Genomic DNA, 25,568 nt, shown 5'->3' on the forward strand with positions numbered 1-25,568 from the left:
GAGGATACTGGCCGCCGTTTCCCGTGACCTTGAGCCATCATGACTTTTAAAAGACTGACCATTGTATTGCTGGCCTGCCTGACACTGTCCGCCTGCGGCGGGGTTGATCCGAATTCGCCCCTTGGCCAGCGCAAGGCCATTTTCAAGCAGATGCTCAAGACCGGCGAAGACCTGGGCGGTATGCTGCGCGGGCGCATTCCGTTCGACGGCGCCAAATTTGCCGAAGGCGCGGTCAAGCTTGATGCGTTGTCCCATGAACCGTGGAAACATTTCCCGAGCGTGCGTGAGGAAGACCACACCAGCGCCAAGGACGACGTGTGGCAGCAACAGGCACGCTTCCAGGAGATGGCCCGCAACCTTGAAGCGGCCACCGGTGAATTGGTGATCGCCAGCCAGGTCCAGCCCTACAAGGCCAGCAACCTGGGGCCGGCCGTGCAGAAAGTCGAAGATGCCTGCACCGCGTGCCATAAACAGTTCCGCGATCACTGAGGCGTCTTACTTGTCCAGTTCGTCCAGGGCTTCCTGCAGGTCCTTGCGTGACTGGGCCAGCTTGTCCTTGCGCTTGTTGATCTTGTCGGAATCACCTTTTTTCATCGCCTTGTCGAGGTCGGCCTGACGGCGGCTGACCTCGTGCTTGGCGTCGAGCACCTTGTTTTCGCGCTCCTTTTTCAAGGAGGCGTCGGTGCAATTGGCAGTGACTTCACTCAAGGCTTTTTCCAGGCCGGCTTGCTGCTCGCTGTTGCCGTGGGCCTTGGCTTGTTCGATCTGGGTGCTGATGGCCTGGCGCTTGGCGGCGCAGCCGGTGAGTTGCGGGGCTTCGTCGGCCGCCAGCAGTGGTTTGGCCATAAAGGTTGCGACGGTCAACAGGGCAAAAGGTGCGAGAAACTTCATAAAGACTCCAAGGCAAACAAGGTCGCAATCAGGTGGGCAGGATGAATTCTGCCGGCACCGGTTAATGCTGTGGGGCAGAGGTCAAAAACCATCTATCCCGACAGCCCGTAATGTTTCACCCAAGGCCAGCACCTGCGGGTCGCGAAAAAAAGCGCTCAGTTGCGCCGCGCGGCCCGGGCCTATGCCGTCTTCGGCCAGCCAGGCTTGAGTGTCTTTGGCGGCCAGGGTTTGCCAGCCGCCTTGTAGATTGTTGCGGGCCGTGGGCGGTACTCCCAGGGCCATCAGCCATTGCGCGAACGGTCGCTGCCGGGCGCTGCGCAAGCTGTCGAGTAAACGTGCGCTGCTGCGTTCACCTAAGCCATCAATGTTAGCAAGCTCTGCCTCATCCAGGGTTAACCAATCGAGCAGCCCGCCGATTAGACCGGCCTGAATCAAAGTGTTCCAGGTTTCACGGCCGATATGTGGCAGGGCCAGCCCCTGGGCGCCGCTCAGCCAGGTCAGGCGCGCGAGCAATTGTTCCTCACAGCCTGGGGCCAGTTTCCAGCAACTCAGCGGATGAAAGTTGTTGGCCTGGGGGATCTGCAGCTCGACCCGTGGCTGGCTGCGCAGCACGACGTGGTCAAGACGCGGAATGACCTGGCCGGCAAGGCTGATGGACACCTGGTCGCCCGGGCGAATATCCAGTTCCCGCCAGCGTTTCAGGGAGCCAACACTGACCCTGCTGATTTTCCGGTCATCCAGCAGTACCGGCTCCAACTCCAGGATGGAGGTAATGCGCCCGGTGCGACCAATCTTGAAATGTACCTTGCGCACATGGGCCAGCGCCTTGACGACCGGGTATTTCCAGGCAACCGCCCAATAGGGCGAACTGACCCGCCAGCGCTCGGCCGGCGCCCGCTGGCTTTGATGCAACACCACGCCGTCGCTGGCAAAGGGCAGTGGGTGGCTTTGCCAGTAGCTGCGCCAGTGCGCCGCTTCGGTAAAGTCCTTGATCGGGTGGCTGTAGCGCCTACTGTCGGTGAAGCCCCATTGCGCAAGCTGGCTCAGTCGTTTGGGAAAATCCTCGGGACCGTGGGGCCAGGCCCATACAAACAGGCCGATTCCGGCGGCTTCGGCTTCGCTCAACTGACGGCGGTTCATCAGCCCAGCCACTTTGCTGCGGGCGCCGAGGCCACCTTTGGCGGCCTGAACGTGGTCATTCAGTCGCCAATAGAGTTCGCCTTGCAACAACAGGTCTACGGGTTCGGGCAGTTGCTGGACGATCCCGGGAATCCTGCGGGCGGAGGCTGACCAATCCTGCCCCAGCCGGCCATCGCCACGACTGATGACCCGGCTCAGTCGGCCTTTGCGGTAAACCAGGGTGACGGCGACGCCATCGACCTTGGGCTGAATCCACACGTCCTGGCGAGAGCTCAGCCAGGTTTGAACGGCATTGTCGTCCAGCAGTTTTTCCAGGCCGGTGTGTGGCGTCGGGTGAGCGATGGTGCCTCGCGCGCTGGCCAGCGGATTGTCCTTGGCCGGCGCGGAGGGGGCGAAACAACTGCGCCATTGGGCAAGGCGCTGGCGGGCCTGGTCATAGAGTTCATCGCTGATCAATGACTGGCCGAGTCGGTGATAGCTGTCATCCCAGAGGTGGACTTGCTGCGCCAGGGTGGCGATCTGAGCCTGGGCGTGATCGGCCTCCCAGTCGGGACATTCCTGCGCCCACGCAATAAGCGACGAGACGCTGAGTAAAAAGAAGAACAGTAAGCGCATAGGCAACGTCATCATGAGCATCCTTGCTCTGAAAGGGCGCCCAGCCTAAGTCATCCCTGCGGGCATAAAAAAGCCCCGCAACCGCGAGGCTTTTTACCCGATGTTTCGGTTTACTTGAACAGACCACCCAGGGCTTTCACGGTGTCGTTGCTGTCCGCCTTGGCCTGCTGCTTTTGTTGGCTGGCATCGAGCTTGGCCTGGGATTCGCCGACTTTTTTGCAACCTTTGTTTACTTGATCCAGGGCGGCCTGCATGGCCTTCACTTTCAATTCTTCGCCATTGGCTTTGGCTGCGTCGACCTTGGCTTGCAGGTCTTTGCCCTGTTTTTCGCAATCGCCGGAAGACACGCCCAACTGGGAAGTCAGGCCGCTGAGTGCGCTCAAGTCGGCGTGCGCCGGCAGGGCAAACAGGCTGAGCAGAAGGGCGGCAGGGGCGAGTGTGGAAATGCGCATGGAAAACCTCAATGTACGATTGCCTGCGCGCTTATCGACCCCGGGCAGGCGCAGTGCAATATCCAATAAGAGGTGAAGGCCCGGGAGGGCGCGGATTCTAGTGGGCCATCATTTAGCCTGCAAGCATTGGATCCAAAAAAGTGAGCATTGCCCGCAACTCATCCGGCAATAAAAAGCCCCGCCGGGATAACCCGGCAGGGCTTTGTGTACACCGTAAGGCGATTACAGGCCGGCGGCGGTCCGCAGGTCGTTGGCGCGGTCGGTCTTTTCCCAGGTGAACGTGGTGAAGGTGTCGTTGCCAACAGTCTTCTGCTCTGGGGTGCGACCGAAGTGGCCGTAGGCCGCGGTGTCCTGGTACATCGGGTGCAGCAGGTCGAGCATGGTGGTGATTGCGTAAGGGCGCAGGTCGAAGATTTCACGCACCAGCTTGACGATCTTGTCGTCGCTGATCTTGCCGGTACCGAAGGTGTTCAGCGAGATCGACGTAGGCTGAGCCACACCGATGGCGTAGGACACCTGGATCTCGCAACGCTCGGCCAGGCCGGCAGCCACGATGTTCTTGGCTACATAACGACCGGCGTAGGCGGCGGAACGGTCAACCTTGGATGGATCCTTGCCGGAGAACGCACCGCCGCCGTGACGGGCCATGCCGCCGTAGCTGTCGACGATGATCTTGCGACCGGTCAGGCCGCAGTCGCCCACCGGGCCACCGATGATGAACTGGCCGGTGGGGTTGATGTGGAACTGGGTGTCCTTGGTCAGCAGTTCGGCAGGCAGTACGTGCTTGACGATCAGCTCCATGACGCCTTCGCGCAGGTCGCTGTAGGACACGTCCGGGTTGTGCTGGGTCGACAGCACGACGGCGTCGATGGCGACGACTTTGCCGCCTTCATAACGGCAGGTCACCTGGGACTTGGCGTCCGGGCGCAGCCATGGCAACGCACCCGATTTACGGGCTTCGGCCTGGCGCTTCACCAACTGGTGGGAGAAGGTGATCGGTGCTGGCATCAGCACGTCGGTTTCGTTGCTGGCGTAGCCGAACATCAGGCCCTGGTCGCCGGCGCCCTGATCTTCAGGCTTGGCACGGTCGACACCCTGGTTGATGTCCGGGGACTGCTTGCCGATGATGTTCATCACGCCGCAGGTCGCGCCGTCGAAGCCGACGTCGGAGCTGTTGTAGCCAATGTCGATGATCACGTCACGAACGATCTGCTCCAGGTCTACCCAGGCAGAGGTGGTGACTTCGCCGGCGATGATCGCCACGCCCGTTTTCACCAGAGTCTCGCACGCCACTCGGGCGAACTTGTCTTCAGCAATGATGGCGTCCAGCACCGCGTCAGAGATCTGGTCGGCGATTTTGTCCGGATGCCCTTCAGACACGGACTCGGAGGTGAAAAGGGAGTATTCGCTCATCTCGATGTTTTCCTGATATTTACCGATGGTGAGTGTCGCCAGCCGGCCGCTGAAAATGGCGGACCTGAATCTGGAAACCATTACGTAAACCTACATAGAGGCTTTCCCCGGGAACGAGTCCCGCAGCGGTGGCCCAACGGGCCAGATCGTCCTGTTCAAAACCCAGCCAGAGATCACCGCAGGCCTCCCTGGCCCAGCTCTGGTTGTGGCTGCATAAATCCGTGACCAACAGGCTGCCGCCTGGTTGCAGCAAATTCGCCATCTGCTTGAGGGCTTCTGCCGGGGCTGCGAAATGGTGCAGGACCATGTTCAGCACCACGCAATCGGCCCGCAGGCTGGTGTCATTCAGGGCGTCCGCCAACTGCAGGTGGACGTTGCCCAGTGCCTCGCGTTCACACAGTTGGCGGGCCAGCTCCAGCATCGCCGGGCTGTTGTCCAGCGCCGTGACCTGATGAAAGCGCCGGGCCAGCTCCGGCAGAAAACCGCCGTCACCGGGACCCACTTCAACCGCCGTGGCTTCATTACTGAAGCTCAGCTTGTCCAAAAGTGCCAGCACGCTTTCGCGGTATTGCGCCAGGCCGGCGATCAGATCCTGCTGGGCGCGAAACTTCTCGGCTACCCGTGAGAAAAAGTCCTGGCTGGCTGCAGCGCGTTGTCCGTGCACCTGGCTGATGCGCGACTGGACCTCGGCCGGCAGGGCCAGGCTGTCTATTTCTTCCAGCAGCGCAGCGTGCAGCTTGCCGCCCAACTGTTCGGTATGGGGCAGGGCGCGACGGTAAAAAATCGCATTGCCTTCACGGCGGGTTGCCACCAGGTCGGCCTGGGCCAGTACCTTCAAGTGATGGCTCATGCCGGACTGGCCGATGGCGAAGATCTGCGCCAGCTCCAACACTCCGAACGAATCGTTGGTCAGCGCGCGCAGTACATTCAGGCGCAACGGATCACCGCCGGCCTTGCACAGGGCTGCCAGCTCGTCGCTGTCGTCGGGGCGAATGGAAGATGCGCTCAGGTTCATAAGGCCAGCAGTCTAGTGAGGGTGGGAAAACCCCGCAAGGGCAATATCAAAAAGTTTTGATATTGGTCGATAATCGGTGGTTATAAGCAGCCGCTATAACCCATAGACGAAGCGGTAAACCGTTTCTCCAGCCAATCCGCAGGAAAAACACCCTCAAGTGACTATCTGTCATTGCCCCGAGGGCCGTGGCTGAGGGAAAATGCCGATCCTTTTTTCCGTTTCTTTTATTCAACTCCAGGAGATCAGCGATGCCCAGCCGTCGTGAGCGTGCCAACGCCATTCGTGCCCTCAGCATGGATGCCGTGCAAAAAGCCAACAGCGGCCATCCCGGTGCCCCGATGGGCATGGCGGATATCGCCGAGGTACTTTGGCGTGACTACCTGAAACACAATCCAAGCAACCCGTCGTTCGCCGACCGTGACCGGTTCATCCTGTCCAATGGCCACGGCTCGATGCTGATCTACTCGTTGCTGCACCTGACCGGCTACGACGTCACCATCGACGACCTGAAAAACTTCCGCCAGATCCACAGCCGCACCCCGGGCCACCCGGAATACGGCTACACCCCGGGTGTCGAGACCACCACCGGTCCACTGGGCCAGGGCCTGGCCAACGCCGTGGGTTTTGCCCTGGCTGAAAAAGTGTTGGGTGCGCAGTTCAACCGCCCGAACCACAATATTGTCGACCACCACACCTACGTGTTCCTGGGTGATGGCTGCATGATGGAAGGCATTTCCCACGAAGTCGCTTCCCTGGCCGGTACCCTGGGCCTGGGCAAGCTGATTGCCTTCTACGACGACAACGGCATCTCCATCGACGGCGAAGTCGAAGGCTGGTTCACCGACGACACGCCAAAGCGTTTCGAAGCCTACAACTGGCAGGTGATCCGCAACGTCGACGGCCACGATCCTGAAGAGATCAAGACCGCCATCGACACCGCCCGCAAGAGCGAGCAGCCGACCCTGATCTGCTGCAAGACCACCATCGGCTTCGGTTCGCCGAACAAGCAAGGTAAAGAAGACTGCCACGGCGCCCCACTGGGTGACGCGGAAATCGCCCTGACCCGCGCTGCGCTGAAGTGGAACCACGGCCCGTTCGAAGTCCCGGCTGACATCTACGCCGAGTGGGACGCCAAGGAAGCCGGCCTGGCTGTCGAAGCCGAGTGGGACCAGCGTTTCGCGGCCTACTCCGCCGAATTCCCTGAGTTGGCCAACGAACTGGTTCGCCGCCTGGCCGGCGACCTGCCTGCCGACTTCTCGGAAAAAGCCTCGGCCTACATCGCCGAAGTGGCTGCCAAGGGCGAAACCATCGCCAGCCGTAAAGCCAGCCAGAACACCCTGAACGCATTCGGCCCGTTGCTGCCTGAGTTCCTCGGCGGTTCGGCTGACCTGGCCGGTTCCAACCTGACCTTGTGGAAAGGTTGCAAAGGTGTCTCGGCAGAAGACGCCAGCGGCAACTACATGTACTACGGCGTGCGTGAGTTCGGCATGAGCGCCATCATGAACGGCGTCGCCCTGCACGGCGGCCTGGTGCCTTACGGCGCGACTTTCCTGATGTTCATGGAATACGCGCGCAACGCCGTACGCATGGCGTCGCTGATGAAGAAGCGTGTGATCTTCGTCTACACCCACGACTCCATCGGCCTGGGCGAAGACGGCCCGACGCACCAGCCGGTCGAGCAACTGACCAGCCTGCGCACCACGCCGAACCTGGACACCTGGCGCCCATCGGACGCGGTCGAATCGGCTGTGGCCTGGAAGCACGCGATCGAGCGTAAAGACGGCCCTTCGGCGCTGATCTTCTCCCGTCAGAACCTGCAGCATCAAACCCGCGACGCGGCGCAGATCGAAGGCATCAGCCGTGGTGGCTATGTGCTGAAAGACTGCATCGGCGAGCCGGAGCTGATCCTGATCTCCACCGGTTCCGAAGTGGGCCTGGCGGTTCAGGCGTACGACAAGCTGACCGCTGCCGGTCGCAATGTGCGTGTGGTTTCCATGCCGTGCACCAGCGTCTTCGAAGCCCAGGATGCCGACTACAAGCAATCGGTGTTGCCGTTGCAGGTCAGCGCACGTATCGCCATCGAAGCGGCTCACGCCGACTACTGGTACAAGTACGTGGGCCTGGAAGGCCGCGTGATCGGCATGACCACCTACGGTGAGTCGGCGCCGGCGCCAGCGTTGTTTGAAGAGTTCGGCTTCACCCTGGAAAACATCCTGGGTCAGGCTGAAGAGCTGCTGGAAGACTAAGTAAGTCTGCGTTGTCTGTGCTGTTGCTATCGCGGGCAAGCCCGCTCCCACATTTGATCTCGGTCTAATGTGGGAGCGGGCTTGCCCGCGATGGCGATGGAACATTCAACACTGAACGAACATTAATCGAGAACCCCATGCCTCAACCGCGGCCCTACAAAGTTGCACTCAACGGCTACGGCCGGATTGGTCGTTGCGTCTTGCGTGCTCTGTTTGAGCGAGGGGCGGCGGCCGGGTTTGAAATTGTTGCGATCAACGATCTGGCTGACATGGCCAGCATCGAATACCTGACACGCTTTGACTCCACCCACGGCCGATTCCCCGGCGAAGTGCGAGTCGAGGACGATTGTCTGCATATTAATGGCAACTGCGTGAAGGTCCTGCGCAGTGCCACTCCCGAGGGCATCGACTGGGCGGCGCTGGACGTCGACCTGGTGCTGGAATGCTCCGGTGCCTACCACACCCGTGCCGATGGCCAGCGGTTTCTCGACGCCGGCGCACCGCGGGTCCTGTTCTCCCAGCCGATGGCCAGCGAGGCGGATGTCGACGCCACCATCGTGTATGGCGTGAACCAGGATTGCCTGACCGGCGCTGAATTGCTGGTGTCCAACGCCTCCTGCACCACCAACTGCGGCGTGCCGCTGTTGCGCCTGCTGGACCAGGCGATCGGCCTGGAATACGTGTCGATCACCACCATTCACTCGGCGATGAACGATCAGCCGGTGATCGATGCCTACCACCATGAAGACCTGCGCCGCACGCGTTCGGCGTTTCAGTCAGTGATTCCGGTGTCCACCGGGCTGGCGCGTGGTATCGAGCGACTGTTGCCGGAACTTGCCGGGCGAATCCAGGCCAAAGCCGTACGGGTACCGACGGTGAACGTGTCCTGCCTGGACATCACCATGCAAACCGTCAGCGACACCGACGCCGGCGAGGTCAACCGGATCCTGCGCGACGCCGCCACCAGCGGCCCGCTCAAAGGCCTGTTGGCCTACACCGAGTTGCCTCACGCCAGCTGTGATTTCAACCATGACCCGCATTCGGCCATCGTCGATGCCAGCCAGACCCGCGTTTCCGGCCCACGGCTGGTGAACATCCTGGCGTGGTTCGATAACGAATGGGGTTTTGCCAACCGAATGCTGGACGTTGCAGAACATTATCTGCAAACAGCCTCTCCACAACTTTAGCTCTCAGGAATTGCCACCCATGACCGTGTTGAAGATGACCGACCTCGATCTGCAAGGTAAGCGCGTACTGATCCGCGAAGACCTCAACGTCCCAGTCAAGGACGGTGTTGTCACCAGCGATGCGCGAATCCTGGCTTCGCTGCCGACCATCAAGCTGGCCCTGGAAAAAGGCGCGGCCGTGATGGTCTGCTCCCACCTGGGTCGTCCGACCGAAGGTGAGTTCTCGGCAGAAAACAGCCTCAAGCCTGTAGCCGATTACCTGAGCAAGGCCCTGGGCCGCGACGTGCCGCTGGTCGCCGACTATCTGAACGGTGTAGACGTGAAGGCTGGCGACATCGTGCTGTTCGAAAACGTGCGCTTCAACAAGGGCGAGAAAAAGAACAGCGACGAACTGGCCCAGCAATACGCCGCCCTGTGCGACGTGTTCGTGATGGATGCCTTTGGTACCGCGCATCGCGCCGAGGGTTCGACCCACGGCGTGGCCAAGTTTGCCAAAGTTGCTGCCGCTGGCCCGTTGCTGGCGGCAGAGCTGGACGCACTGGGCAAGGCGCTGGGTGCTCCGGCCCAACCGATGGCCGCCATCGTCGCCGGCTCCAAGGTCTCCACCAAGCTCGACGTACTGAACAGCCTGAGCCAGATCTGCAACCAGCTGATCGTCGGCGGCGGCATTGCCAACACCTTCCTGGCCGCTGCCGGTCACCCGGTGGGCAAATCGCTGTACGAGCCGGACCTGCTGGACACCGCCCGCGCCATCGCGGCCAAGGTCAGCGTGCCGCTGCCGGTGGACGTAGTCGTGGCCAAGGAATTCGCTGAAAGCGCCGAAGCCACCGTCAAGCTGATCGCTGATGTGGCCGCCGACGACATGATCCTGGACATCGGCCCGCAAACTGCAGCCAACTTCGCTGAACTGCTGAAGTCGTCCAAGACCATCCTGTGGAACGGTCCGGTCGGCGTGTTCGAGTTCGACCAGTTCGGCAACGGCACCAAAGTGCTGGCCCACGCCATCGCTGAAAGCTCGGCCTTCTCCATCGCCGGCGGTGGCGATACCCTGGCAGCCATCGATAAATATGGCGTTGCTGACCAGATCTCCTACATTTCTACCGGTGGTGGTGCGTTCCTCGAATTCGTCGAAGGCAAGGTACTGCCGGCTGTCGAAGTGCTGGAAAGCCGAGCGAAGGGCTGAAGCACTTGCTGAGGAAAAGGAGCATTCCGATGATCAGGTCGTTAGCACTGGTGATTGCAGCGGGCCTGTTGGCCGGCTGCGGCAGCACGCCGAAAGCGCCCCCCGAGTCTGAAAAGGCCGGCGCGGCGCGGCAGAAGAGTTGCTACCAGGCTGACTGGCAGGCCGAAACCATGCCGGTGATCAACAAGCGCATCGGGCCGGACGGGTTGGAGAAATACGACTCTGCGCCCAACGGTCAGGAACAGGGTTGCCCTTGACGGGTCTGATTCACTAACCGACAGCAGCGGTGGCCGCAGGTTGCCGCTTGAGGATTGGCAATGAAAGGCGTTTTCGCCCTGGCAGCACTGGCGTTATTGGCCGGATGCACCAACCTGAACATGTTCGACAAGAAGGCAGAGCCGGTAGACAAGTGGACCACCTGGACGTGTGACAGCCAGGCGCAAGTCAACTGGCGCTTTGCCGACCCGGCCCGCACCCAGGTGGATGTACGCCTCGGCGGCTCAGACCAGGTGTATCGCCTCAAGCAGGATGTGGCGGCTTCGGGCGTGCTGTACAGCGATGGCCAGTTGGCGTTTCACACAAAGGGTGAGGAAGGCCTGGTTTACTGGGTTGCCACCGACGATTTGATCGGGCGCGGCTGTAAAGCGCAGTAACCCCGACAGCAATAACGATTCAGCAGGCCAGGCATTGAAAGCCTGACCTTCAATAACTTGAATAGCAGCCGCCGCTACGGCAGGCTTGCACGATTAACGACCCTCGACCGGGAGAGAGACTCACAATGGCACTTATCAGCATGCGCCAGATGTTGGACCACGCAGCCGAATTCGGCTATGGCGTTCCAGCCTTCAACGTCAACAACCTTGAGCAGATGCGCGCCATCATGGAAGCCGCTGACAAGACTGACTCTCCAGTGATCGTCCAGGCTTCGGCCGGCGCACGCAAATACGCCGGCGCTCCGTTCCTGCGTCACCTGATCCTCGCCGCGATCGAAGAATTCCCGCACATCCCGGTGTGCATGCACCAGGATCACGGCACCAGCCCTGACGTGTGCCAGCGCTCCATCCAACTGGGTTTCAGCTCGGTGATGATGGACGGTTCCCTGGGTGAAGACGGCAAGACCCCGACCGACTACGAATACAACGTACGCGTCACCCAACAAACCGTGGCCATGGCTCACGCCTGCGGCGTTTCGGTTGAAGGCGAGCTGGGCTGCCTGGGTTCCCTGGAAACCGGCATGGCCGGTGAAGAAGACGGCATCGGCGCCGAAGGCGTACTGGATCACAGCCAAATGCTGACCGATCCGGAAGAAGCCGCTGACTTCGTGAAAAAGACCCAAGTTGACGCCCTGGCCATCGCCATCGGCACCAGCCACGGCGCCTACAAATTCACCAAGCCACCTACCGGCGACGTGTTGGCCATCGACCGCATCAAGGAAATCCACAAGCGCATCCCGAACACCCACCTGGTGATGCACGGTTCTTCCTCGGTACCGCAAGAGTGGCTGGCGATCATCAACCAGTACGGCGGCGACATCAAAGAAACCTACGGCGTGCCGGTTGAAGAAATCGTCGAAGGCATCAAGTACGGCGTGCGCAAGGTCAACATCGACACCGACCTGCGCCTGGCCTCCACCGGTGCGATGCGTCGCCTGATGGCCACCAACCCGAGCGAATTTGACCCACGTAAATTCTTCGGCGCTACCGTGACCGCCATGCGTGACGTATGTATCGCACGTTACGAAGCCTTCGGTACTGCGGGCAACGCTTCGAAGATCAAGCCGATCTCCCTGGAAGCGATGTACCAGCGTTACCTGAAAGGTGAGTTGAACGCCAAGGTCAACTAAGCCTTACGCGTTAATGAAAAAGCCCGCAGCGATGCGGGCTTTTTTGTGGCTGAGAGCCCATCAACCGGTCAGGGTAAAGCGCACCCACCTTGGAAGATCACTCGTGATCAATATCCAGCTTGGCAAACGTCACCCGGGCGCCTTCCTTGCTGTTGCCGCTGTTGTCCTGCACGTAGGCACCGGCCTTGAAGTACAGCGGTTGTTTGCCCCACGCAGCGCCGATTCGTTCGTTCCATTGGCCATTGGCGGCGTCGACGCTCAACAATCCGGCCTTGTTCAGGTGGATAACGTAGGTGAAGTCACGGTCCAGCGGTACGTTCTCGGCGACGATGATCACTCGTCCTTCTGACTCGTCGGGGCGCATGCGCACTTTGGCAACGATGTTGCCGGTCTGGGTTTTTTCCTTGTACTGGTACTCGACCTTGATCAGCGGTTTCTGGCTGTCATAGGCGTGAATTTGACCGATTACGATCTTGCCGGAAGACGGCACCTGGTTGACCGCCAACGTGGCACGCAGGTAGTTGTCGGCGTCGCTGTACAGCCAGTTGCGCAAGCGGCCGTCGGCGTAGGTTTCCCGCAGTTCGCTGCGAGGGTAAACGGCGTTTTCGGTACGCGTGCCGGTGACCGGCGTCCAGAATTGCACGCTGCTGCCTTCGGCCTGGAAGTATTGGTCCTTGAACCCGCTGAGCAGTTTCGGGGTGTCGATGGTCGAGGGCGGGGAGCCGACGGGGATGCTCAGGTTCCAGGTGGACAGGTCAATCATTGAATACGCCTTTAACGGAGAGAGAAGGCCTTGGCTCGGGAGCCGGCACTTTCTTTATAGGTGGCTCGAAATGGATTGTTAATGATTTTGTGGCGGTTTGTTGGCGTCAGCTAAATGTCAAAAAGCCATGTTTCCCGTAAACCGTGGGCTGTAGACACTGACCGTTAGTCGGTTGCCTGGACTTTGGCGCGATGATGGCACCGTCGTGGCTTCTGCTTTATGGGATCCAGGGATAGAGTGAGCCCTTATTGTTTATCCGGTTTTGTCGCAAAAATGACCGGAGTGACGCCGACGAAAGAGAAGCAGCAATGGAATGCGCTCCAATCAAGCCTCGCGATGGTTGTTCAGTGCTTTTGGTGGTCGATGACTATCCCGAGAACCTGATCAGCATGCGTGCACTATTGCAGCGTGAAGACTGGCATGTAGTGACAGCGGCGTCCGGGATTGAAGCCCTGGGGTTACTGCTGGAACATGACGTCGACCTGGTGTTGCTGGATGTGATGATGCCCGGCATGGACGGTTTTGAAGTCGCCCGGCTGATGCGCGGCAGCCAGCGCACGCAAATGACCCCGATCATCTTTCTCAGCGCCCACGCCCAATCGCCGGCGGCGGTGCTGGAAGGGTATGCCAGCGGCGCGATCGATTACCTGCTCAAACCGTTCGACCCCAATATCCTCAAGCCCAAGGTCCAGGCCCTGCTGGAGCACCAGCGTAATCGCCGGGCCTTGCAGCGCCTGAGTCATGACCTGGAGTCAGCCCGGGCCTTCAATGCCTCGGTGCTCGACAACGCCGCCGAAGGCATCCTGGTGGTGGGCGAGGACGGCGTGATCAGCTACGCCAACCCGGCGATTTCGCGGCTGCTGAATGCGCCGGTCGCCGAGTTGCAGGGCGCCGAGTTCCTCGCTTTTCTGCAAAAGCCCCACGTGCCTGGCTGGCCTGACTCGGCCTTGTACGAAGGCTACAAGCGCGGCGAAACCTGGCGCCTGCACGACGCGATCTTGCGTACCGCGCCTGGCCAGCAACTGCCGGTGGCGATGTCGTGCGCGCCGCTGCCGGCCGAGCAGAAAGCCATGGTGGTCACGGTGCTGGACATGTCCGAGGTGCGCCATCTGCATCAGCAGCTGGAGTTCCAGGCGGTTACCGACCCGCTGACCGGCTTGCTCAACCGGCGCGGGTTTCACCAGGCTGTGGAGAATGTGCTGTTGCGCAGTGAGCGCAGCGAACAGTCGCTGGTGCTGCTGTACCTGGACCTCGACGGGTTCAAGCGGGTCAATGATTCCCTAGGGCACGACGCCGGTGACCGGGTGCTGCGCTGGGTCTCGGAGCAGTTGAAGGCGTGCCTGCGCTCCTACGACATTCTTGGCCGAATGGGCGGGGATGAATTCACCGCGTTGCTGGAACTGGAATTCCCGGAGCAGGCGGCCAAGATTGCGGAAAAATTGATCGAACGGGTGTCGATCTGTCAGCAGGTCGACGGTCTGGATGTGATGCTGGGCGTCAGTATCGGCATCGCCACCTTCCCGGACTGCGGCTCGGACCTCAACGGCCTGCTGCGGGCTGCGGACGTCGCCATGTACGAGGCCAAGCGCGCCGGGCGTCAGCAATATCGCTATTACGACCAGGAAATGAACGGCAGGGCTCGCTCGCGGTTGATGCTCGAAGACAGCGTGCGCAACGCCATCGACAGCAAGGATTTCACTCTGGTGTACCAGCCGCAGGTCTCGCTGCACGACGGTCACTTGCGGGGTGTCGAGGCGCTATTGCGCTGGCAGCATCCGAGTGTCGGCGATGTGCCGCCGGGGCTGTTTCTGCCGCTGCTGGAAGAAGCGCGGCTGATCAGCCAATTAAGCTCGTGGATCTATCAGCAGGTGGCCGCCCAGCGGCAAGAATGGAAAGCAGTGTTCAGCGACGGGCTGGTGCTGAGCGTGAGCTTGAGCAGCAGCCAGTTCAACATGCCGAACCTGGCCAGCCAGCTGCAGCAGGTGCTTGAACGACATGGGCTGCAGGGCCGGCAGCTTGAGGTGGAGATCAGCGAAGAAAGCCTGATGCACAACCTGGACGAGTCCACCAAGCAGCTCAAGCTGTTGCGCCGGGCAGGGGTGCGGATCGCCCTCGATGACTTCGGCGCGGGCAACTGCTCCCTGGCGCACCTGCGGGACCTTGAGTTCGACACCCTCAAGCTCGACCCGAAGCTGGTGGCCCGCCTGCCAGGCTCTTCCCGGGACGCGGCAATGGCGCGGAGCATCATCGAACTGTGCCGGCACTTCGACCTGCTGGTGATTGCCGAGGGCGTCGAGACCCAGGAGCAAGCGGAGTGGCTAAAGGCCAATGGTTGCCAGTTCATCCAGGGGCCGCAGATAGCGCCACCGTTGATGGCCGATGAAATTGCCGACTGGCACCAACGCGCAGCACTGCGCTGAATTCGCTACACTGGCGCCCATTCAAATCCCCGTTGTTGACCCCATGACCGCGCTGAAATACCTCCAGGCCTACCCCGCAGCATTGCAGGAGCAAGTGCGCCAGTTGATTGCCAAGGACCAACTCGGCGACTACCTGACCCAGCGTTACCCCGAGCGTCATGGCGTGCAGAGCGACAAAGCCCTGTACAGCTACGCCCAGGCCCTGAAGCAGGAACACCTGCGCAATGCCCCGGCCATCGACAAAGTGCTGTTCGATAACCGCCTGGACCTGACCCACCGCGCCCTTGGCCTGCACACCACCATTTCCCGGGTGCAGGGTGGCAACCTCAAGTCGAAGAAAGAAATCCGCATCGCCTCGCTGTTCAAGGAAGCCGCGCCGGAGTTTCTGCGCATGATCGTGGTACACGAGCTGGCGCACTTCAAGGAATCGGACCACAACAAGGCGTTCTACAAACTCTGTGAATACATGCTGCCGGGCTACCATCAGGTGGAATTCGACCTGCGGGTTTACCTGACCTGGCGGGACCTGCAGGGCAAGCCCTAACCTTCAAAGGCGATCGAGCATGGATGTGAGCAAGACCAAAAGCAGCTTCTACCGGCGCCTGTATGTGGCGTATCTGATCGACAGCCAGTTGGCCAGCAGCGTCCCGGCATTGACCGAAGTGACCGGCATGCCCCGACGCACCGCCCAGGACACCATTGCGGCGTTGGCGGACCTGGACATTGTGTGTGAGTTTGAGCAGGAAGACGGCGCTCGCAACCATGCCGGGCGCTATCGGATTCGTGATTGGGGCGCGATTGATCGGCGCTGGATCGAGGCGAACCTGGCGAGCATTAAACAGGTGTTGGGTTACCCCTGAAGGTTTGTGGTGGCCGGGCTGACGCCTTCGCGAGCAAGCCCGCTCCCACCTTCGACCGCATTCCAACGGTGGAACTCGGTCAAATGTGGGAGCGGGCTTGCTCGCGAAGAGGCCCTCATGCCCGGCGCATGCCTATATGTGGAATGTCATCCTCCAGGTATTCCTCACCCGCCACCACAAACCCGTACCGCCCGTAATACCCCTGCAAATGCGCCTGGGCCGACAGATAGATCGGCACGTCGGGCCACTGTTTCTCCGCCTGCCTGAGCGCCTCATCCATCATCTGGTGGCCCAGCCCGGTGCCTCGTGCACTCGGTGCAACGATCACCCGGCCGATCACCACGTCGCCGCCCTGGGATTCAGGATCCAGCAGGCGCAGGTAGGCCTGCAATTGACCGTCGCTCCAGGCCATCAGGTGGTGGGTGTCACCGTCCAGGTCCTGGCCATCAATGTCCTGGTAGACGCATTTCTGCTCGACAACGAAGACCTCCGAGCGCAGGCGCAAAATGGCGTACAGCTGCTCCTTGCCCAGATCACTGTGGTGTTTGCAGACCCATTCGACTGTCATGGTGTTCTCTCGGCTAATTGTCTGGTCAGGATAGTAAGCGCGTGGGAGGCGGGTGTCTAAATTGCGCCGTTTTTGTGAGTGAGATCAATTTGCCATCATTCTGTGCGTGCACCGCTGCCGTCTTTGTGTAATCTGCAGTACAGGCTCATTGATGAGCTACTGTTAAACCCTCGGGTTCAACCCTGAGGTCAGGCCATAGAACGCCCGCCAAGGACTTGAGCATGCCGCGATTTTCTCGTGCCGTTGCTTTGATCGGTTTGTTGTTGCTGGCCCAGACGGCGGCGGCAGAACGCTTGCGCCTGGTGGCGGATGCCTGGTCGCCGTTTACCGATGCCACCCTGATCAATGGCGGGTTGGCCACCGACATCGTCACTACCGCCCTGGCCCGCGCCGGCTACGCCAGTGACTTTGAACAGGTGCCCTGGGCTCGCGCGCTGATGGGGGTAGGCGATGGGCGTTACGACGTACTCATCAACGCCTGGTACGACGACGCGCGAACTCAGCTGGGGCAGTTTTCCGGCGAATACTTGCTCAATCGGGTGCTGTTTCTAAAGCGTCGGGATGACCCCATCGAGTTCCAGAACCTTGAGCAATTGCACGATTATCCCGTCGCAGTGGTGCGTGGGTACGCTTATTCGGCGGCGTTCGACGCCGATGTGCAATTGCAGAAAGTCCCGGTGCATAACTTCGCCATGGCCGTGCGCATGTTGGCGGCACGGCGGGTGCGGCTGACGGTGGAAGATGAGTTCGTCGCCCGCTACTACCTGGCGCGGGAGTCCGCCACGGTGCGCAATGCGGTGGAGTTTTTGCCGGTACCGCTGAGCGAGAACAGCCTGCACATTCTGGTCAGCCTGAAAAATCCCCAGCATGAGCAGATTGTTGCCGGGTTTGATCGGGAGATTGCCAAGATGAAAGTGGATGGCAGTTATGCGCGGTTGATGAAGCAGCATGGGATGTAGTGAGGCTAATGGCCCCTTCGCGAGCAAGCCCGCTCCCACATTCGACCGAGTTCCACCTTTGGGATGCGGTCGAGTGTGGGAGCGGGCTTGCTCGCGAAAGGGGTTCAGGCTTCGCTGGTGTCTTTGATCAGGTGAGCCGCCAACGTGCGCAACGGCCCCAGTTGCCGGCAGATCAACGCCAACTGCGTCTGCACCAACCGCTGTCCTTCATCAATCTCATCCGGCATCTGCTCCAGGTCCACCGCCAAGGCTTCTTCCGCATCACTCTGGATCGCGATCGGCTGTTTGTTGGCCAGGCCCGTGGCGATCTCGTCGATGCTCGCCGCCAGCGTCTTCCCGGCGCCTTCGATCAAGTGCTCGCGCACCTCCGCCGGCAATTGGGTTTCCCGGTGTGCACCCAGCCCCGACAGGTAGCTGAGCAGCGTGTGGGACAGCACCAGAAACCTGAACCCCACATCCGCCTCCTTACGGAAATGCCCCGGCTCCATCAGCATATTCGCCAGGGTGGTGGACAGTGCGGCGTCGGCGTTGTGGGCGTTGCGCCGGGCCAGGCGGTAAGCCAGGTCGTCGCTCTTGCCGGCGGCGTACTGCTGCATGATCTGGCGCAGGTAGATGCTGTTGCAGGTCAGGGTGTTGGCCAGCACCTTGTTCAGGCGTCGGCCCTGCCAGTCCGGCAGGAACAGGAACACCGCCAGCCCGGCGATCAGGCTGCCGAGCAAGGTATCGAACAGCCGTGGCAGGAACAGCCCGTAGCCATCGCCCACCTGGTTGAAGCAGAACAGCACCATCAGCGTGATCGCGGCAGTCGCCAGGGTGTAGCGCGTGGTGCGGTTGATAAAGAACACCAGGCCGGCGGCAATGGCGAACATTGACTGGATCAGCGGGTTGGGGAACAGGTCGAACAGCGCCCAGGCGATGGTCAGGCCGATGGCGGTGCCGATGATCCGCTGGCCCAGTTTGCGCCGGGTGGCGCCGTAGTTCGGCTGGCACACGAACAGGGTGGTGAGGATGATCCAGTAGCCCTGGGACGGGTGAATCAGGTGCACCATCCAATAGCCGATGCTCAGTGCCAAGGGCAGGCGCAGGGCGTGGCGGAACAGCAAGGAGGTTGGTGTCAGCTGCGTGCGCAGTCGGGTCCACATCTCCTTGAGGTTGCGCGGTGCACGGTCCAGCAGGCTGCTATCCGTGGCGTCGGCCAGGCTGTCGGGATTGGCGGCGTCGCCCAGCAGGCGGTCCAGGGTCGACAGGTTGGCGGCCAGGGCACGCAGGGAGCGCAGCAGGCCGCGCCAGGCCGGGTTGCTCTGGATGCGCAGGTGTTCCAGGGAGGCATTCAGGTCGCCCAGGGCTTCGGCAAAGCTGTCGTCATAGACGAAGGGCTGGCGCATCTGGATCGATTCGGCGAGGGTCTGGCAGGCCTTGCCTTGCTGGCGCAGCAGACGCTGGCAGCGGAACAGCACGTCGCTGTGGAAGAAGGCCTCGGCGAGTGCGTTGTAAGGGTAGTGCGAGGAGCTGGCGCGTTCGTGGATGTCCTGGGCCAGGAAATACAGCTTGAGGTAGCGGCTGACCTTGGAGCCCGGGCGGCCATTGCCGACCCGGTGCAGGATGATTTCTTTGGCGGCATTCAGCGCCGCCACCACCCGGCCGTTTTGCTGCGCCAGTTCCAGGCGCCGCGCCTCCACATCCAGCTGGCGGATCGGTTCGAACAATGAGGACTTGAGCTTGAGGTAGCGCCCCAGCTCACGAAACAACCGCGCCAGGCTCTGTTGCACTGGCTGGTTGGAAAACAGCACCTGCCACAGCACCGACAGCGCGCCATACCACGCGGCACCGGCCACCAGCAGCAAAGGTTCATGCCAGAAGTCCGTGACCGCACCACCGCGCTGGTCCACGCCGATCATGGTGTAGACCGAGAGAATCAGGGTGGCCGAGGCGATCGCCCCATAACGCTCCCCCAGCGCACCGAGCATGGTCAGGCCGAAGCTGGACAGGGCCAGGAAGATCGCGAAGATCCAGGGATAAGGGAAGAGCAGTTCGACGGACAGTGCCGCGGTGCTGAAGCACACCAGTGTCACGGCCAGGGCGTTAAGCCGGCCCTGCCAGTTGTCATCGGTCTCGGCCAGGGCGCTGGCGATAATCCCCAGGAACAGCGGGATCAGCAGCGCCATTTCATTCTGGTACCAGCACAGCGCCATGCTGCCGGTCAGGGCGATGAATACCCGTACGCTGTAACTGAACTTATCCAGTGCCCAAAGGCGCCGCATGGACTGCTTGAAGGAGGTCGATGACATGAAGTCTGGGGTCTTCCGGGACGATGCCGCTAAATTGAGCCAGTAATGACGCCACGGCAAGCGTGGCGATCACATCTAACAGCAAAATTTATTACAGGCATTCTCTCAAGAACACCCCAAACCAATGTGGGAGCTGGCTTGCCTGCGATGGCGGCGTGTCAATCAATCAAGATGTTGGAGGTGCCGGCCTCATCGCAGGCAAGCCAGCTCCCACAGTTTGACCGAGTACATCCTTGAATCAGGCAAATTGGGCAGCGGCATAACCGGAAGCCCACGCCCACTGGAAATTGAACCCGCCCAGGTGACCGGTCACATCCAACACTTCGCCGATGAAGTACAAACCGGGGCTTTTCAGGGATTCCATGGTCTTGGACGAAACCTCCCGGGTGTCCACGCCACCCAGGGTGACTTCGGCGGTGCGATAGCCTTCAGTGCCCGCCGGAACCAACTGCCAGCTCCCCAGTTTGCTGGCGATGTCGGCAATCTCTGCGTGGGTGTACTGCTTCATTGGCTTGGAAACGAACCAGGTTTCAGCCAGCAGGTTGGCCATCTTCTTGGTGAAGATCTCACCCAGCAGGGTTTTCAGCTCGCTGTTCGGGCGCTCCACCTGTTGCTCTTGCAGCCAGGTGTGGGCGTCGTGATCCGGCAGCAGGTTGATTTCCACGGTGTCGCCGGATTCCCAGTATGAGGAAATCTGCAGGATCGCCGGCCCGCTCAGGCCGCGGTGGGTAAACAGGATGTTCTCGCGAAAGCTCTGGTCGTTGCAGCTCACCAGGCAATCCACGGAAGTACCGGATAACTCACCGCACAATTCCTTGAGCTGATCGGTGATGGTGAACGGCACCAGCCCGGCGCGGGTTGGCAGCAATTCATGGCCGAACTGCTTGGCCACTTGATAACCAAAGCCAGTGGCGCCCAGGGTCGGGATCGACAGGCCGCCGGTGGCGATCACCAGCGATTCGCAGCGCAACTCACCCAGGGTGGTTTGCAACTGATAGCCGGCTTCCAGTTTGGCGATCTCCTGCACTGACGTGTCCAGGTGCATGCTTACGCCGACCTGGATGCACTCATCCAGCAGCATCCCGAGGATGTCGCTGGACTTGTTGTCGCAGAACAGCTGGCCGAGTTTCTTCTCGTGGTACGGCACGCCGTGCTTGGCCACCAGCGCGATGAAATCCCACTGGGTGTAGCGGGCCAGGGCGGACTTGCAGAAGTGCGCGTTGTGGGAGAGGAAGTTGGCAGGCTCCGTGTACATGTTGGTGAAGTTGCAGCGGCCACCGCCGGACATCAGGATCTTTTTGCCGGCCTTGTTCGCGTGGTCGATCAACATCACCTTGCGCCCACGCCCGGCGGCGGTCAGCGCACACATCAAGCCTGCGGCGCCGGCGCCAATGATCACAACTTCGGTCGAGCGCACAGCCATGTCCTCATACAAATATTGATCTGAAATGCAATCAAATGTGGGAGCTGGCTTGCCTGCGATGGCATCAATTCGGTCAATCTGTCAGACCGAGTCGCCTGCATCGCGGGCAAGCCCGGCTCCCACATTGATTCGGTTCCTTCAACAGGAACGCGGTGTTTTTACAGGATACGCACGCGCAACGAACGGCCTTTGATCTTGCCGTCATTCAAGCGCTGCAGCGCCTGCTTGGCGATCCCGCGTTCCACGGCCACAAAGGCCTGGAAATCAAAGATCGCGATCTTGCCGACCTGAGCCCCCGGAATCCCGGCTTCACCGGTCAGTGCGCCAAGGATGTCGCCCGGGCGAACCTTGTCCTTACGGCCGGCGGCAATGCACAGGGTGCTCATCACCGGCAGCAACGGGCCGCCGCTCTGAGGCTTGAGGTTGTCCAGTTGGTCCCAGTTCAGCGGCGACTTCTGCAGTTGCTCGATGGCCTGGGCGCGATGGGCTTCGGACGGTGCGACGAGGCTGATAGCAATGCCAGTCTCACCGGCACGACCAGTACGGCCCACGCGGTGAATGTGGATTTCCGAGTCGCGGGCCAGTTCGACGTTGATCACCATGTCCAGTGCATCAATGTCCAAGCCACGGGCGGCTACGTCGGTGGCCACCAGTACCGATGTACTACGGTTGGCGAACATTGCCAGCACCTGGTCACGGTCGCGCTGTTCCAGGTCGCCATGCAGGCCGACGGCGGAGATGCCCTTGGAGGTCAGGTGATCCACGGTTTCCTGCACTTGCTGCTTGGTGAAGCAGAAGGCTACGCAAGAAGCCGGACGGAAATGCGCCAGGACCTTGGTCACCGCGTCCATGCGCTCTTCCGGGGAAATCTCGTAGAAGCGCTGCTCGATCTGATCGTCCGAGTGGAAGGCTTCGGCCTTGACCTGCTGCGGCGCGCGCATGAATTTCGAGGCCAGTTGCTTGATGCTCACCGGGTAGGTGGCCGAGAACAGCAGGGTCTGGCGGCGGGCCGGGGTCTTGCTGATGATGTCTTCGATGGCGTCGTAGAAGCCCATGTCGAGCATGCGGTCGGCTTCGTCGAGGATCAGCGTGTTCAAACCGTCCAGGACCAGCGAACCCTTGCGCAGGTGCTGCTGGATACGGCCCGGGGTGCCGACGATGACGTGGGCGCCGTGCTCAAGGGAGGCGATCTGTGGGCCGAGGGACACGCCGCCGCACAGGGTCAGCACCTTGATGTTGTCTTCGGCGCGGGCCAGGCGGCGGATTTCCTTGGCCACCTGGTCCGCCAGTTCGCGTGTCGGGCACATAACGAGTGCCTGGCAGCCGAAGTAGCGCGGGTTGATCGGGTTCAACAGGCCGATGCCGAAGGCTGCGGTCTTGCCGCTGCCGGTCTTGGCCTGGGCAATCAGGTCCAGCCCTTTGAGGATCACCGGCAAGCTTTGCGCCTGGATCTGCGTCATCTCGACATAACCCAGCGAGTCGAGGTTAGCCAGCATGGCGGCGGACAGGGGCAAAGTATTAAAAGCGGTGGCGATGGTAGTCACGGGACTGGCTCTGCAAAACAAAATGTCGCGCAGTGTACCAGCCTCGTGGGATTTTCCCTGCAAGTTCTAGACGAGAAGCCTGTTAATGCTCAATGTCGTGCTCACGGCTGACCACGCGTTTGCCGTCTTTTGGCGACAATTGCAGGAAGATCGCCGCCGCCAGCATCGCCATGATGCCCACGGTGACGAAGGTCAACTGGAACGCCCCAAGCACCGTGTCGACCCCGTCGTTGCCCACTTCGGCGGTAAAACCACCCAGCAGCGCACCGGCGCAGGCCACCCCAAGGCTCAGGGACAACTGCGCCACCACCGACAGCAAACTGTTGCCGCTGCTGGCCTGGGCGTCGTCTAGGTCGATCAGGGTCACGGTGTTCATCGCGGTAAATTGCAGCGAGTTGATCGCCCCGAGGATCGCCAGCATGCTCAGCAGCAGCGGGTAGGGCGTGTGTTCGCTGACCAGGCCCATGCTCGCCAGCATGATGCCCAGCGCCAGGGTGTTGCCGGTCAGCACCACTCGGTAGCCCAGGCGCTCGATCAGCGGCCGGGCGATGGACTTGGCAAACATCGCCGCTGCCGCCAGGGGCAGCATGCTCATCCCCGCTTCGGACGGCGAATAGCCCAGCGCCACCTGCAACAGCAGCGGCACCAGGAACGGCAACGCGCCGCTGCCCAGGCGAGCGAACAGGTTGCCAAGGATGCCCACGGCAAAGGTCCGGGTCTTGAACAGCACCGGCGAGAACAGTGGATTGTCGATATGCCCGGCCCGCAACCAATACGCCGCCAGGCACGCGAGGCCGCCGAACAGCAGCAACATCACCCGCAGGTGCGGCAGGTGCAATTCGCCGAGGCCTTCCATGGCGATGGTGATCAGCACCATCGCCGCGCCGAACAGCAGGAAACCCACGCCGTCGAAACGGGTGCGTTCGCTGCCGCGCAGGTCGGGGATGAATTTCCAGACGGCGTAGCAGCCGATGATGCCCACCGGCAGGTTGATCAGGAAGATCCAGTGCCAGGTCAGGTATTGCACCATCCAGCCACCCATGGTCGGGCCGAGCAGTGGGCCCAGCAGCCCTGGAATGGTGATGAAACCCATGATCCGCACCAGCTCCGAACGCGGGTAGGCGCGCAACACCACCAGCCTGCCCACCGGCAACATCAACGCACCGCCCAGGCCCTGGATCACCCGGGCGCCCACCAGCATGGTCAGCGTGCTGGAGAGTGCGCAGAGCAACGAGCCAATGCTGAACAGCATGATCGCGCCGAAGAAAATCTTCTTGGTGCCGAAGCGGTCGGCGACCCAACCGGAGGCCGGGATCAGCAACGCCACGGTCAGCATGTAGGCGATCACCACGCCTTGCATGCGCAAGGGGTTCTCCGCCAGGTCTCGGGCCATGGCCGGCAATGCGGTGTTGAGAATCGTCCCATCCAGCGACTGCATGAAGAAGGCAATCGCTACCACCCAGGGTAGCCAGCGGGCGGTCTTGGCATCGAGAGGGGCGCGATTCGGCATGAGTTACCTTTTTGTTAGCAGCCTATGTGTCGGCGATTATGCGCCATCGGCAACTCCTTTTCCCACTGGCGCTTCGTCTATATCTGACAACGCCACGTCTTTGCCCACCAGGAAATCAATCAGCGCCCGGTGCACGGCCAGGGCCGCTTCGCGGGATTCCAGGTCGAGCAAATGGCCGGTGTGCTCGGCGGTGGCGAAGCTGCTGCGGCCTACGTATTTTTTGAACAGTTGGGCTTCGTCTGCCGGGGTGTACTCGTCCAGCACGCCGTTGAGGAAGTGCACCGGGGTTTCGATTCGGGTCAATTGCGGCAGGTAGTTGCCGTCACCCAGCGCCAGCACCTGATGGATATGGAACCGCGCCTGGCGATACTCGGTGGTGGCCATGGTCGACAGGTGCCGGTGGTTGTTGCGCTTGAGCCGTGGCGACAGGTATTTGCCGACGGTTTCATTCAGCAGATGGCCGACGGCGGATTTGTCATCGGCTTCGATCAGCACGCGCACCCGTTCCACATATTCGAGCATCGCCTGGTTGAGGTTGGGCGCCAGCGCCATCACCACCGAGCTTTCAATCGAAGGCGGGTTATGCGCGAGGGTCAGCAGCGTGGAAATCCCGCCCCAAGAGGCAGACACCAGGTGGTTGACCTGAAAGCGTTCCACCAATGCCCGCAGGATCTGCACTTCATCGTCCTTGGTCACAAGGTCCAGGTCGGTGTTGTGCGGGCGTGAATAGCCGGAGAACGGCAAGTCGAACATCAGCACATTGAAGTGCTCGGACAGGCACTTGCTGGTACGGGCAAATGAGCGGGTGGTGGACAGCGCGCCATTGACCAACAGCACGGTTTTCTTCTCTGGGTTGTTACCAAGCTGCTCTACGTGAACGTTGTAGTGCTTGAACAGCTTTTCAATGACAAAACTTCCATGGTTCATGTCAACGCTCCAGCTTGCCCTATCCCGGGCAAGGTCGTGCATCACTTGAAATCAAGTGGGTTGAGGACGGCGGGGTGTTGTTTGAGTTTTTTTACCGCGCGGACGTGGCTAGATGCCACCAACCTTTATAACGAGGTTTTTCGCGAGCGACAACTGGCCGGACGGCCAGGTGTCTGGAGTGGGGTTTTGAGGGCGGGCTCGATCAAAATGTGGAATGCAATCAACTGTGGGAGCTGGCTTGCCTGCGATAGCGCCGTGTCATTTAGCAGATCTGGCACTGATACACCGCTATCGCAGGCAAGCCAGCTCCCACATGGGTTT

General features: G+C 61.0%; 23 protein-coding genes. 11 read left to right on the top strand and 12 right to left on the bottom strand.

The genetic code is table 11. From position 1 onward, the window contains the following. The first annotated feature begins 39 nt into the window (after positions 1-39). Entirely contained in the window at positions 40-489 is a 450-nt protein-coding gene (locus tag BLU46_RS18430) for a c-type cytochrome (RefSeq protein ID WP_017476474.1), read from the top strand. Between the two features lie 6 nt (positions 490-495). Here the strand turns inward: BLU46_RS18430 and BLU46_RS18435 are convergent, their stop codons facing one another. The 5 genes from BLU46_RS18435 to BLU46_RS18455 form a co-directional block, all read right to left on the bottom strand. Beyond that, a complete protein-coding gene (locus tag BLU46_RS18435; RefSeq protein WP_093204175.1) occupies positions 496-891 on the bottom strand; it encodes a DUF1090 domain-containing protein in 396 nt (131 codons plus the stop codon). 81 nt (positions 892-972) lie between these two features. Beyond that, entirely contained in the window at positions 973-2,646 is a 1,674-nt protein-coding gene (ligB, locus tag BLU46_RS18440; RefSeq protein ID WP_172834598.1) for an NAD-dependent DNA ligase LigB, read from the bottom strand. A gap of 110 nt (positions 2,647-2,756) precedes the next feature. Then, a complete protein-coding gene (locus tag BLU46_RS18445; protein ID WP_017476471.1) occupies positions 2,757-3,098 on the bottom strand; it encodes a hypothetical protein in 342 nt (113 codons plus the stop codon). A gap of 222 nt (positions 3,099-3,320) precedes the next feature. After that, positions 3,321-4,511, bottom strand: coding sequence for a methionine adenosyltransferase (gene metK, locus BLU46_RS18450; RefSeq protein ID WP_017476470.1), 1,191 nt, complete (start codon positions 4,509-4,511; stop codon positions 3,321-3,323). Positions 4,512-4,530: 19 nt separating this feature from the next. Beyond that, positions 4,531-5,526: an ArsR/SmtB family transcription factor gene (locus tag BLU46_RS18455; RefSeq protein ID WP_017476469.1), complete on the bottom strand. Its 996-nt coding sequence runs from the start codon at positions 5,524-5,526 to the stop codon at positions 4,531-4,533. A 248-nt stretch (positions 5,527-5,774) separates the two neighbouring features. Here BLU46_RS18455 and tkt point away from each other — a divergent pair, with 248 nt between their 5' ends. From tkt to fba, 6 genes are all read left to right on the top strand, one after another. Next, positions 5,775-7,772: a transketolase gene (gene tkt, locus BLU46_RS18460; protein WP_063026586.1), complete on the top strand. Its 1,998-nt coding sequence runs from the start codon at positions 5,775-5,777 to the stop codon at positions 7,770-7,772. Between the two features lie 137 nt (positions 7,773-7,909). Next, positions 7,910-8,959, top strand: coding sequence for an erythrose-4-phosphate dehydrogenase (epd, locus tag BLU46_RS18465; protein ID WP_063026588.1), 1,050 nt, complete (start codon positions 7,910-7,912; stop codon positions 8,957-8,959). 19 nt (positions 8,960-8,978) lie between these two features. Next, positions 8,979-10,142 (top strand): phosphoglycerate kinase, encoded by a 1,164-nt coding sequence (locus tag BLU46_RS18470; RefSeq protein ID WP_063026590.1) that lies wholly within the window; start codon positions 8,979-8,981, stop codon positions 10,140-10,142. Positions 10,143-10,171: 29 nt separating this feature from the next. Next, complete coding sequence (locus BLU46_RS18475; RefSeq protein WP_063026592.1) at positions 10,172-10,399, top strand: hypothetical protein; 228 nt, start codon at positions 10,172-10,174, stop codon at positions 10,397-10,399. 60 nt (positions 10,400-10,459) lie between these two features. Continuing rightward, positions 10,460-10,795, top strand: coding sequence for an MliC family protein (locus BLU46_RS18480; protein WP_063026594.1), 336 nt, complete (start codon positions 10,460-10,462; stop codon positions 10,793-10,795). A 125-nt stretch (positions 10,796-10,920) separates the two neighbouring features. Then, a complete protein-coding gene (fba, locus tag BLU46_RS18485; RefSeq protein WP_003177554.1) occupies positions 10,921-11,985 on the top strand; it encodes a class II fructose-bisphosphate aldolase in 1,065 nt (354 codons plus the stop codon). Positions 11,986-12,082: 97 nt separating this feature from the next. On the opposite strand, the gene BLU46_RS18490 is transcribed toward fba, so the two are convergent. After that, complete coding sequence (locus tag BLU46_RS18490; RefSeq protein WP_063026596.1) at positions 12,083-12,748, bottom strand: polysaccharide lyase family 7 protein; 666 nt, start codon at positions 12,746-12,748, stop codon at positions 12,083-12,085. Between the two features lie 308 nt (positions 12,749-13,056). On the opposite strand from BLU46_RS18490, the gene BLU46_RS18495 reads away from it, so the two are divergent. Genes BLU46_RS18495 through BLU46_RS18505 form a run of 3 tightly spaced genes read left to right on the top strand, consistent with a single transcriptional unit; the run spans position 13,057 to position 16,028 of the window. Then, a complete protein-coding gene (locus BLU46_RS18495; protein WP_093204183.1) occupies positions 13,057-15,168 on the top strand; it encodes a putative bifunctional diguanylate cyclase/phosphodiesterase in 2,112 nt (703 codons plus the stop codon). Positions 15,169-15,211: 43 nt separating this feature from the next. Beyond that, positions 15,212-15,712: a M48 metallopeptidase family protein gene (locus tag BLU46_RS18500; RefSeq protein WP_010167569.1), complete on the top strand. Its 501-nt coding sequence runs from the start codon at positions 15,212-15,214 to the stop codon at positions 15,710-15,712. 19 nt (positions 15,713-15,731) lie between these two features. Continuing rightward, positions 15,732-16,028, top strand: a complete 297-nt coding sequence (locus BLU46_RS18505; protein WP_008434063.1) for a winged helix-turn-helix domain-containing protein — start codon at positions 15,732-15,734, stop codon at positions 16,026-16,028. A 115-nt stretch (positions 16,029-16,143) separates the two neighbouring features. Here BLU46_RS18505 and BLU46_RS18510 read toward each other — a convergent pair whose 3' ends face one another. Next, a complete protein-coding gene (locus BLU46_RS18510) occupies positions 16,144-16,596 on the bottom strand; it encodes a GNAT family N-acetyltransferase (protein WP_063026602.1) in 453 nt (150 codons plus the stop codon). A 221-nt stretch (positions 16,597-16,817) separates the two neighbouring features. On the opposite strand from BLU46_RS18510, the gene BLU46_RS18515 reads away from it, so the two are divergent. Continuing rightward, positions 16,818-17,555: a substrate-binding periplasmic protein gene (locus BLU46_RS18515; protein ID WP_093204188.1), complete on the top strand. Its 738-nt coding sequence runs from the start codon at positions 16,818-16,820 to the stop codon at positions 17,553-17,555. Positions 17,556-17,659: 104 nt separating this feature from the next. Here BLU46_RS18515 and yccS read toward each other — a convergent pair whose 3' ends face one another. From yccS to BLU46_RS18540, 5 genes are all read right to left on the bottom strand, one after another. Beyond that, entirely contained in the window at positions 17,660-19,843 is a 2,184-nt protein-coding gene (gene yccS / locus BLU46_RS18520) for a YccS family putative transporter (RefSeq protein ID WP_003216889.1), read from the bottom strand. A gap of 238 nt (positions 19,844-20,081) precedes the next feature. Beyond that, a complete protein-coding gene (locus BLU46_RS18525; protein WP_093210168.1) occupies positions 20,082-21,260 on the bottom strand; it encodes a BaiN/RdsA family NAD(P)/FAD-dependent oxidoreductase in 1,179 nt (392 codons plus the stop codon). 164 nt (positions 21,261-21,424) lie between these two features. Beyond that, positions 21,425-22,762 carry an ATP-dependent RNA helicase DbpA gene (dbpA, locus tag BLU46_RS18530; protein WP_231988901.1) on the bottom strand — a complete coding sequence of 446 codons (1,338 nt, stop codon included), beginning with the start codon at positions 22,760-22,762 and terminating at the stop codon, positions 21,425-21,427. 130 nt (positions 22,763-22,892) lie between these two features. After that, positions 22,893-24,320 carry a multidrug transporter subunit MdtD gene (mdtD, locus tag BLU46_RS18535; RefSeq protein ID WP_003216894.1) on the bottom strand — a complete coding sequence of 476 codons (1,428 nt, stop codon included), beginning with the start codon at positions 24,318-24,320 and terminating at the stop codon, positions 22,893-22,895. Between the two features lie 36 nt (positions 24,321-24,356). Then, entirely contained in the window at positions 24,357-25,247 is an 891-nt protein-coding gene (locus BLU46_RS18540; RefSeq protein ID WP_017476453.1) for an alpha/beta fold hydrolase, read from the bottom strand. Positions 25,248-25,568: the final 321 nt, after the last annotated feature.

This window comes from Pseudomonas yamanorum (assembly GCF_900105735.1).
GTDB classification, from domain to species: Bacteria; Pseudomonadota; Gammaproteobacteria; order Pseudomonadales; family Pseudomonadaceae; genus Aquipseudomonas; species Aquipseudomonas yamanorum.

Excerpts from the sequence above, each read along its gene's own strand:
- BLU46_RS18445 (WP_017476471.1), bottom strand. The coding sequence starts at position 3,098 with ATGCGCATTTCCACACTCGCCCCTGCCGCCCTTCTGCTCAGCCTGTTT.
- BLU46_RS18480 (WP_063026594.1), top strand. The coding sequence starts at position 10,460 with ATGAAAGGCGTTTTCGCCCTGGCAGCACTGGCGTTATTGGCCGGATGC.
- yccS (WP_003216889.1), bottom strand. The coding sequence starts at position 19,843 with ATGTCATCGACCTCCTTCAAGCAGTCCATGCGGCGCCTTTGGGCACTG.
- dbpA (WP_231988901.1), bottom strand. The coding sequence starts at position 22,762 with ATGCTGGCTAACCTCGACTCGCTGGGTTATGTCGAGATGACGCAGATC.
- ligB (WP_172834598.1), bottom strand. The coding sequence starts at position 2,646 with ATGCGCTTACTGTTCTTCTTTTTACTCAGCGTCTCGTCGCTTATTGCG.
- BLU46_RS18510 (WP_063026602.1), bottom strand. The coding sequence starts at position 16,596 with ATGACAGTCGAATGGGTCTGCAAACACCACAGTGATCTGGGCAAGGAG.
- BLU46_RS18475 (WP_063026592.1), top strand. The coding sequence starts at position 10,172 with ATGATCAGGTCGTTAGCACTGGTGATTGCAGCGGGCCTGTTGGCCGGC.
- BLU46_RS18490 (WP_063026596.1), bottom strand. The coding sequence starts at position 12,748 with ATGATTGACCTGTCCACCTGGAACCTGAGCATCCCCGTCGGCTCCCCG.
- BLU46_RS18455 (WP_017476469.1), bottom strand. The coding sequence starts at position 5,526 with ATGAACCTGAGCGCATCTTCCATTCGCCCCGACGACAGCGACGAGCTG.
- metK (WP_017476470.1), bottom strand. The coding sequence starts at position 4,511 with ATGAGCGAATACTCCCTTTTCACCTCCGAGTCCGTGTCTGAAGGGCAT.
- fba (WP_003177554.1), top strand. The coding sequence starts at position 10,921 with ATGGCACTTATCAGCATGCGCCAGATGTTGGACCACGCAGCCGAATTC.
- BLU46_RS18505 (WP_008434063.1), top strand. The coding sequence starts at position 15,732 with ATGGATGTGAGCAAGACCAAAAGCAGCTTCTACCGGCGCCTGTATGTG.
- BLU46_RS18430 (WP_017476474.1), top strand. The coding sequence starts at position 40 with ATGACTTTTAAAAGACTGACCATTGTATTGCTGGCCTGCCTGACACTG.
- tkt (WP_063026586.1), top strand. The coding sequence starts at position 5,775 with ATGCCCAGCCGTCGTGAGCGTGCCAACGCCATTCGTGCCCTCAGCATG.
- BLU46_RS18495 (WP_093204183.1), top strand. The coding sequence starts at position 13,057 with ATGGAATGCGCTCCAATCAAGCCTCGCGATGGTTGTTCAGTGCTTTTG.
- mdtD (WP_003216894.1), bottom strand. The coding sequence starts at position 24,320 with ATGCCGAATCGCGCCCCTCTCGATGCCAAGACCGCCCGCTGGCTACCC.
- BLU46_RS18500 (WP_010167569.1), top strand. The coding sequence starts at position 15,212 with ATGACCGCGCTGAAATACCTCCAGGCCTACCCCGCAGCATTGCAGGAG.
- epd (WP_063026588.1), top strand. The coding sequence starts at position 7,910 with ATGCCTCAACCGCGGCCCTACAAAGTTGCACTCAACGGCTACGGCCGG.
- BLU46_RS18470 (WP_063026590.1), top strand. The coding sequence starts at position 8,979 with ATGACCGTGTTGAAGATGACCGACCTCGATCTGCAAGGTAAGCGCGTA.
- BLU46_RS18515 (WP_093204188.1), top strand. The coding sequence starts at position 16,818 with ATGCCGCGATTTTCTCGTGCCGTTGCTTTGATCGGTTTGTTGTTGCTG.
- BLU46_RS18435 (WP_093204175.1), bottom strand. The coding sequence starts at position 891 with ATGAAGTTTCTCGCACCTTTTGCCCTGTTGACCGTCGCAACCTTTATG.
- BLU46_RS18540 (WP_017476453.1), bottom strand. The coding sequence starts at position 25,247 with ATGAACCATGGAAGTTTTGTCATTGAAAAGCTGTTCAAGCACTACAAC.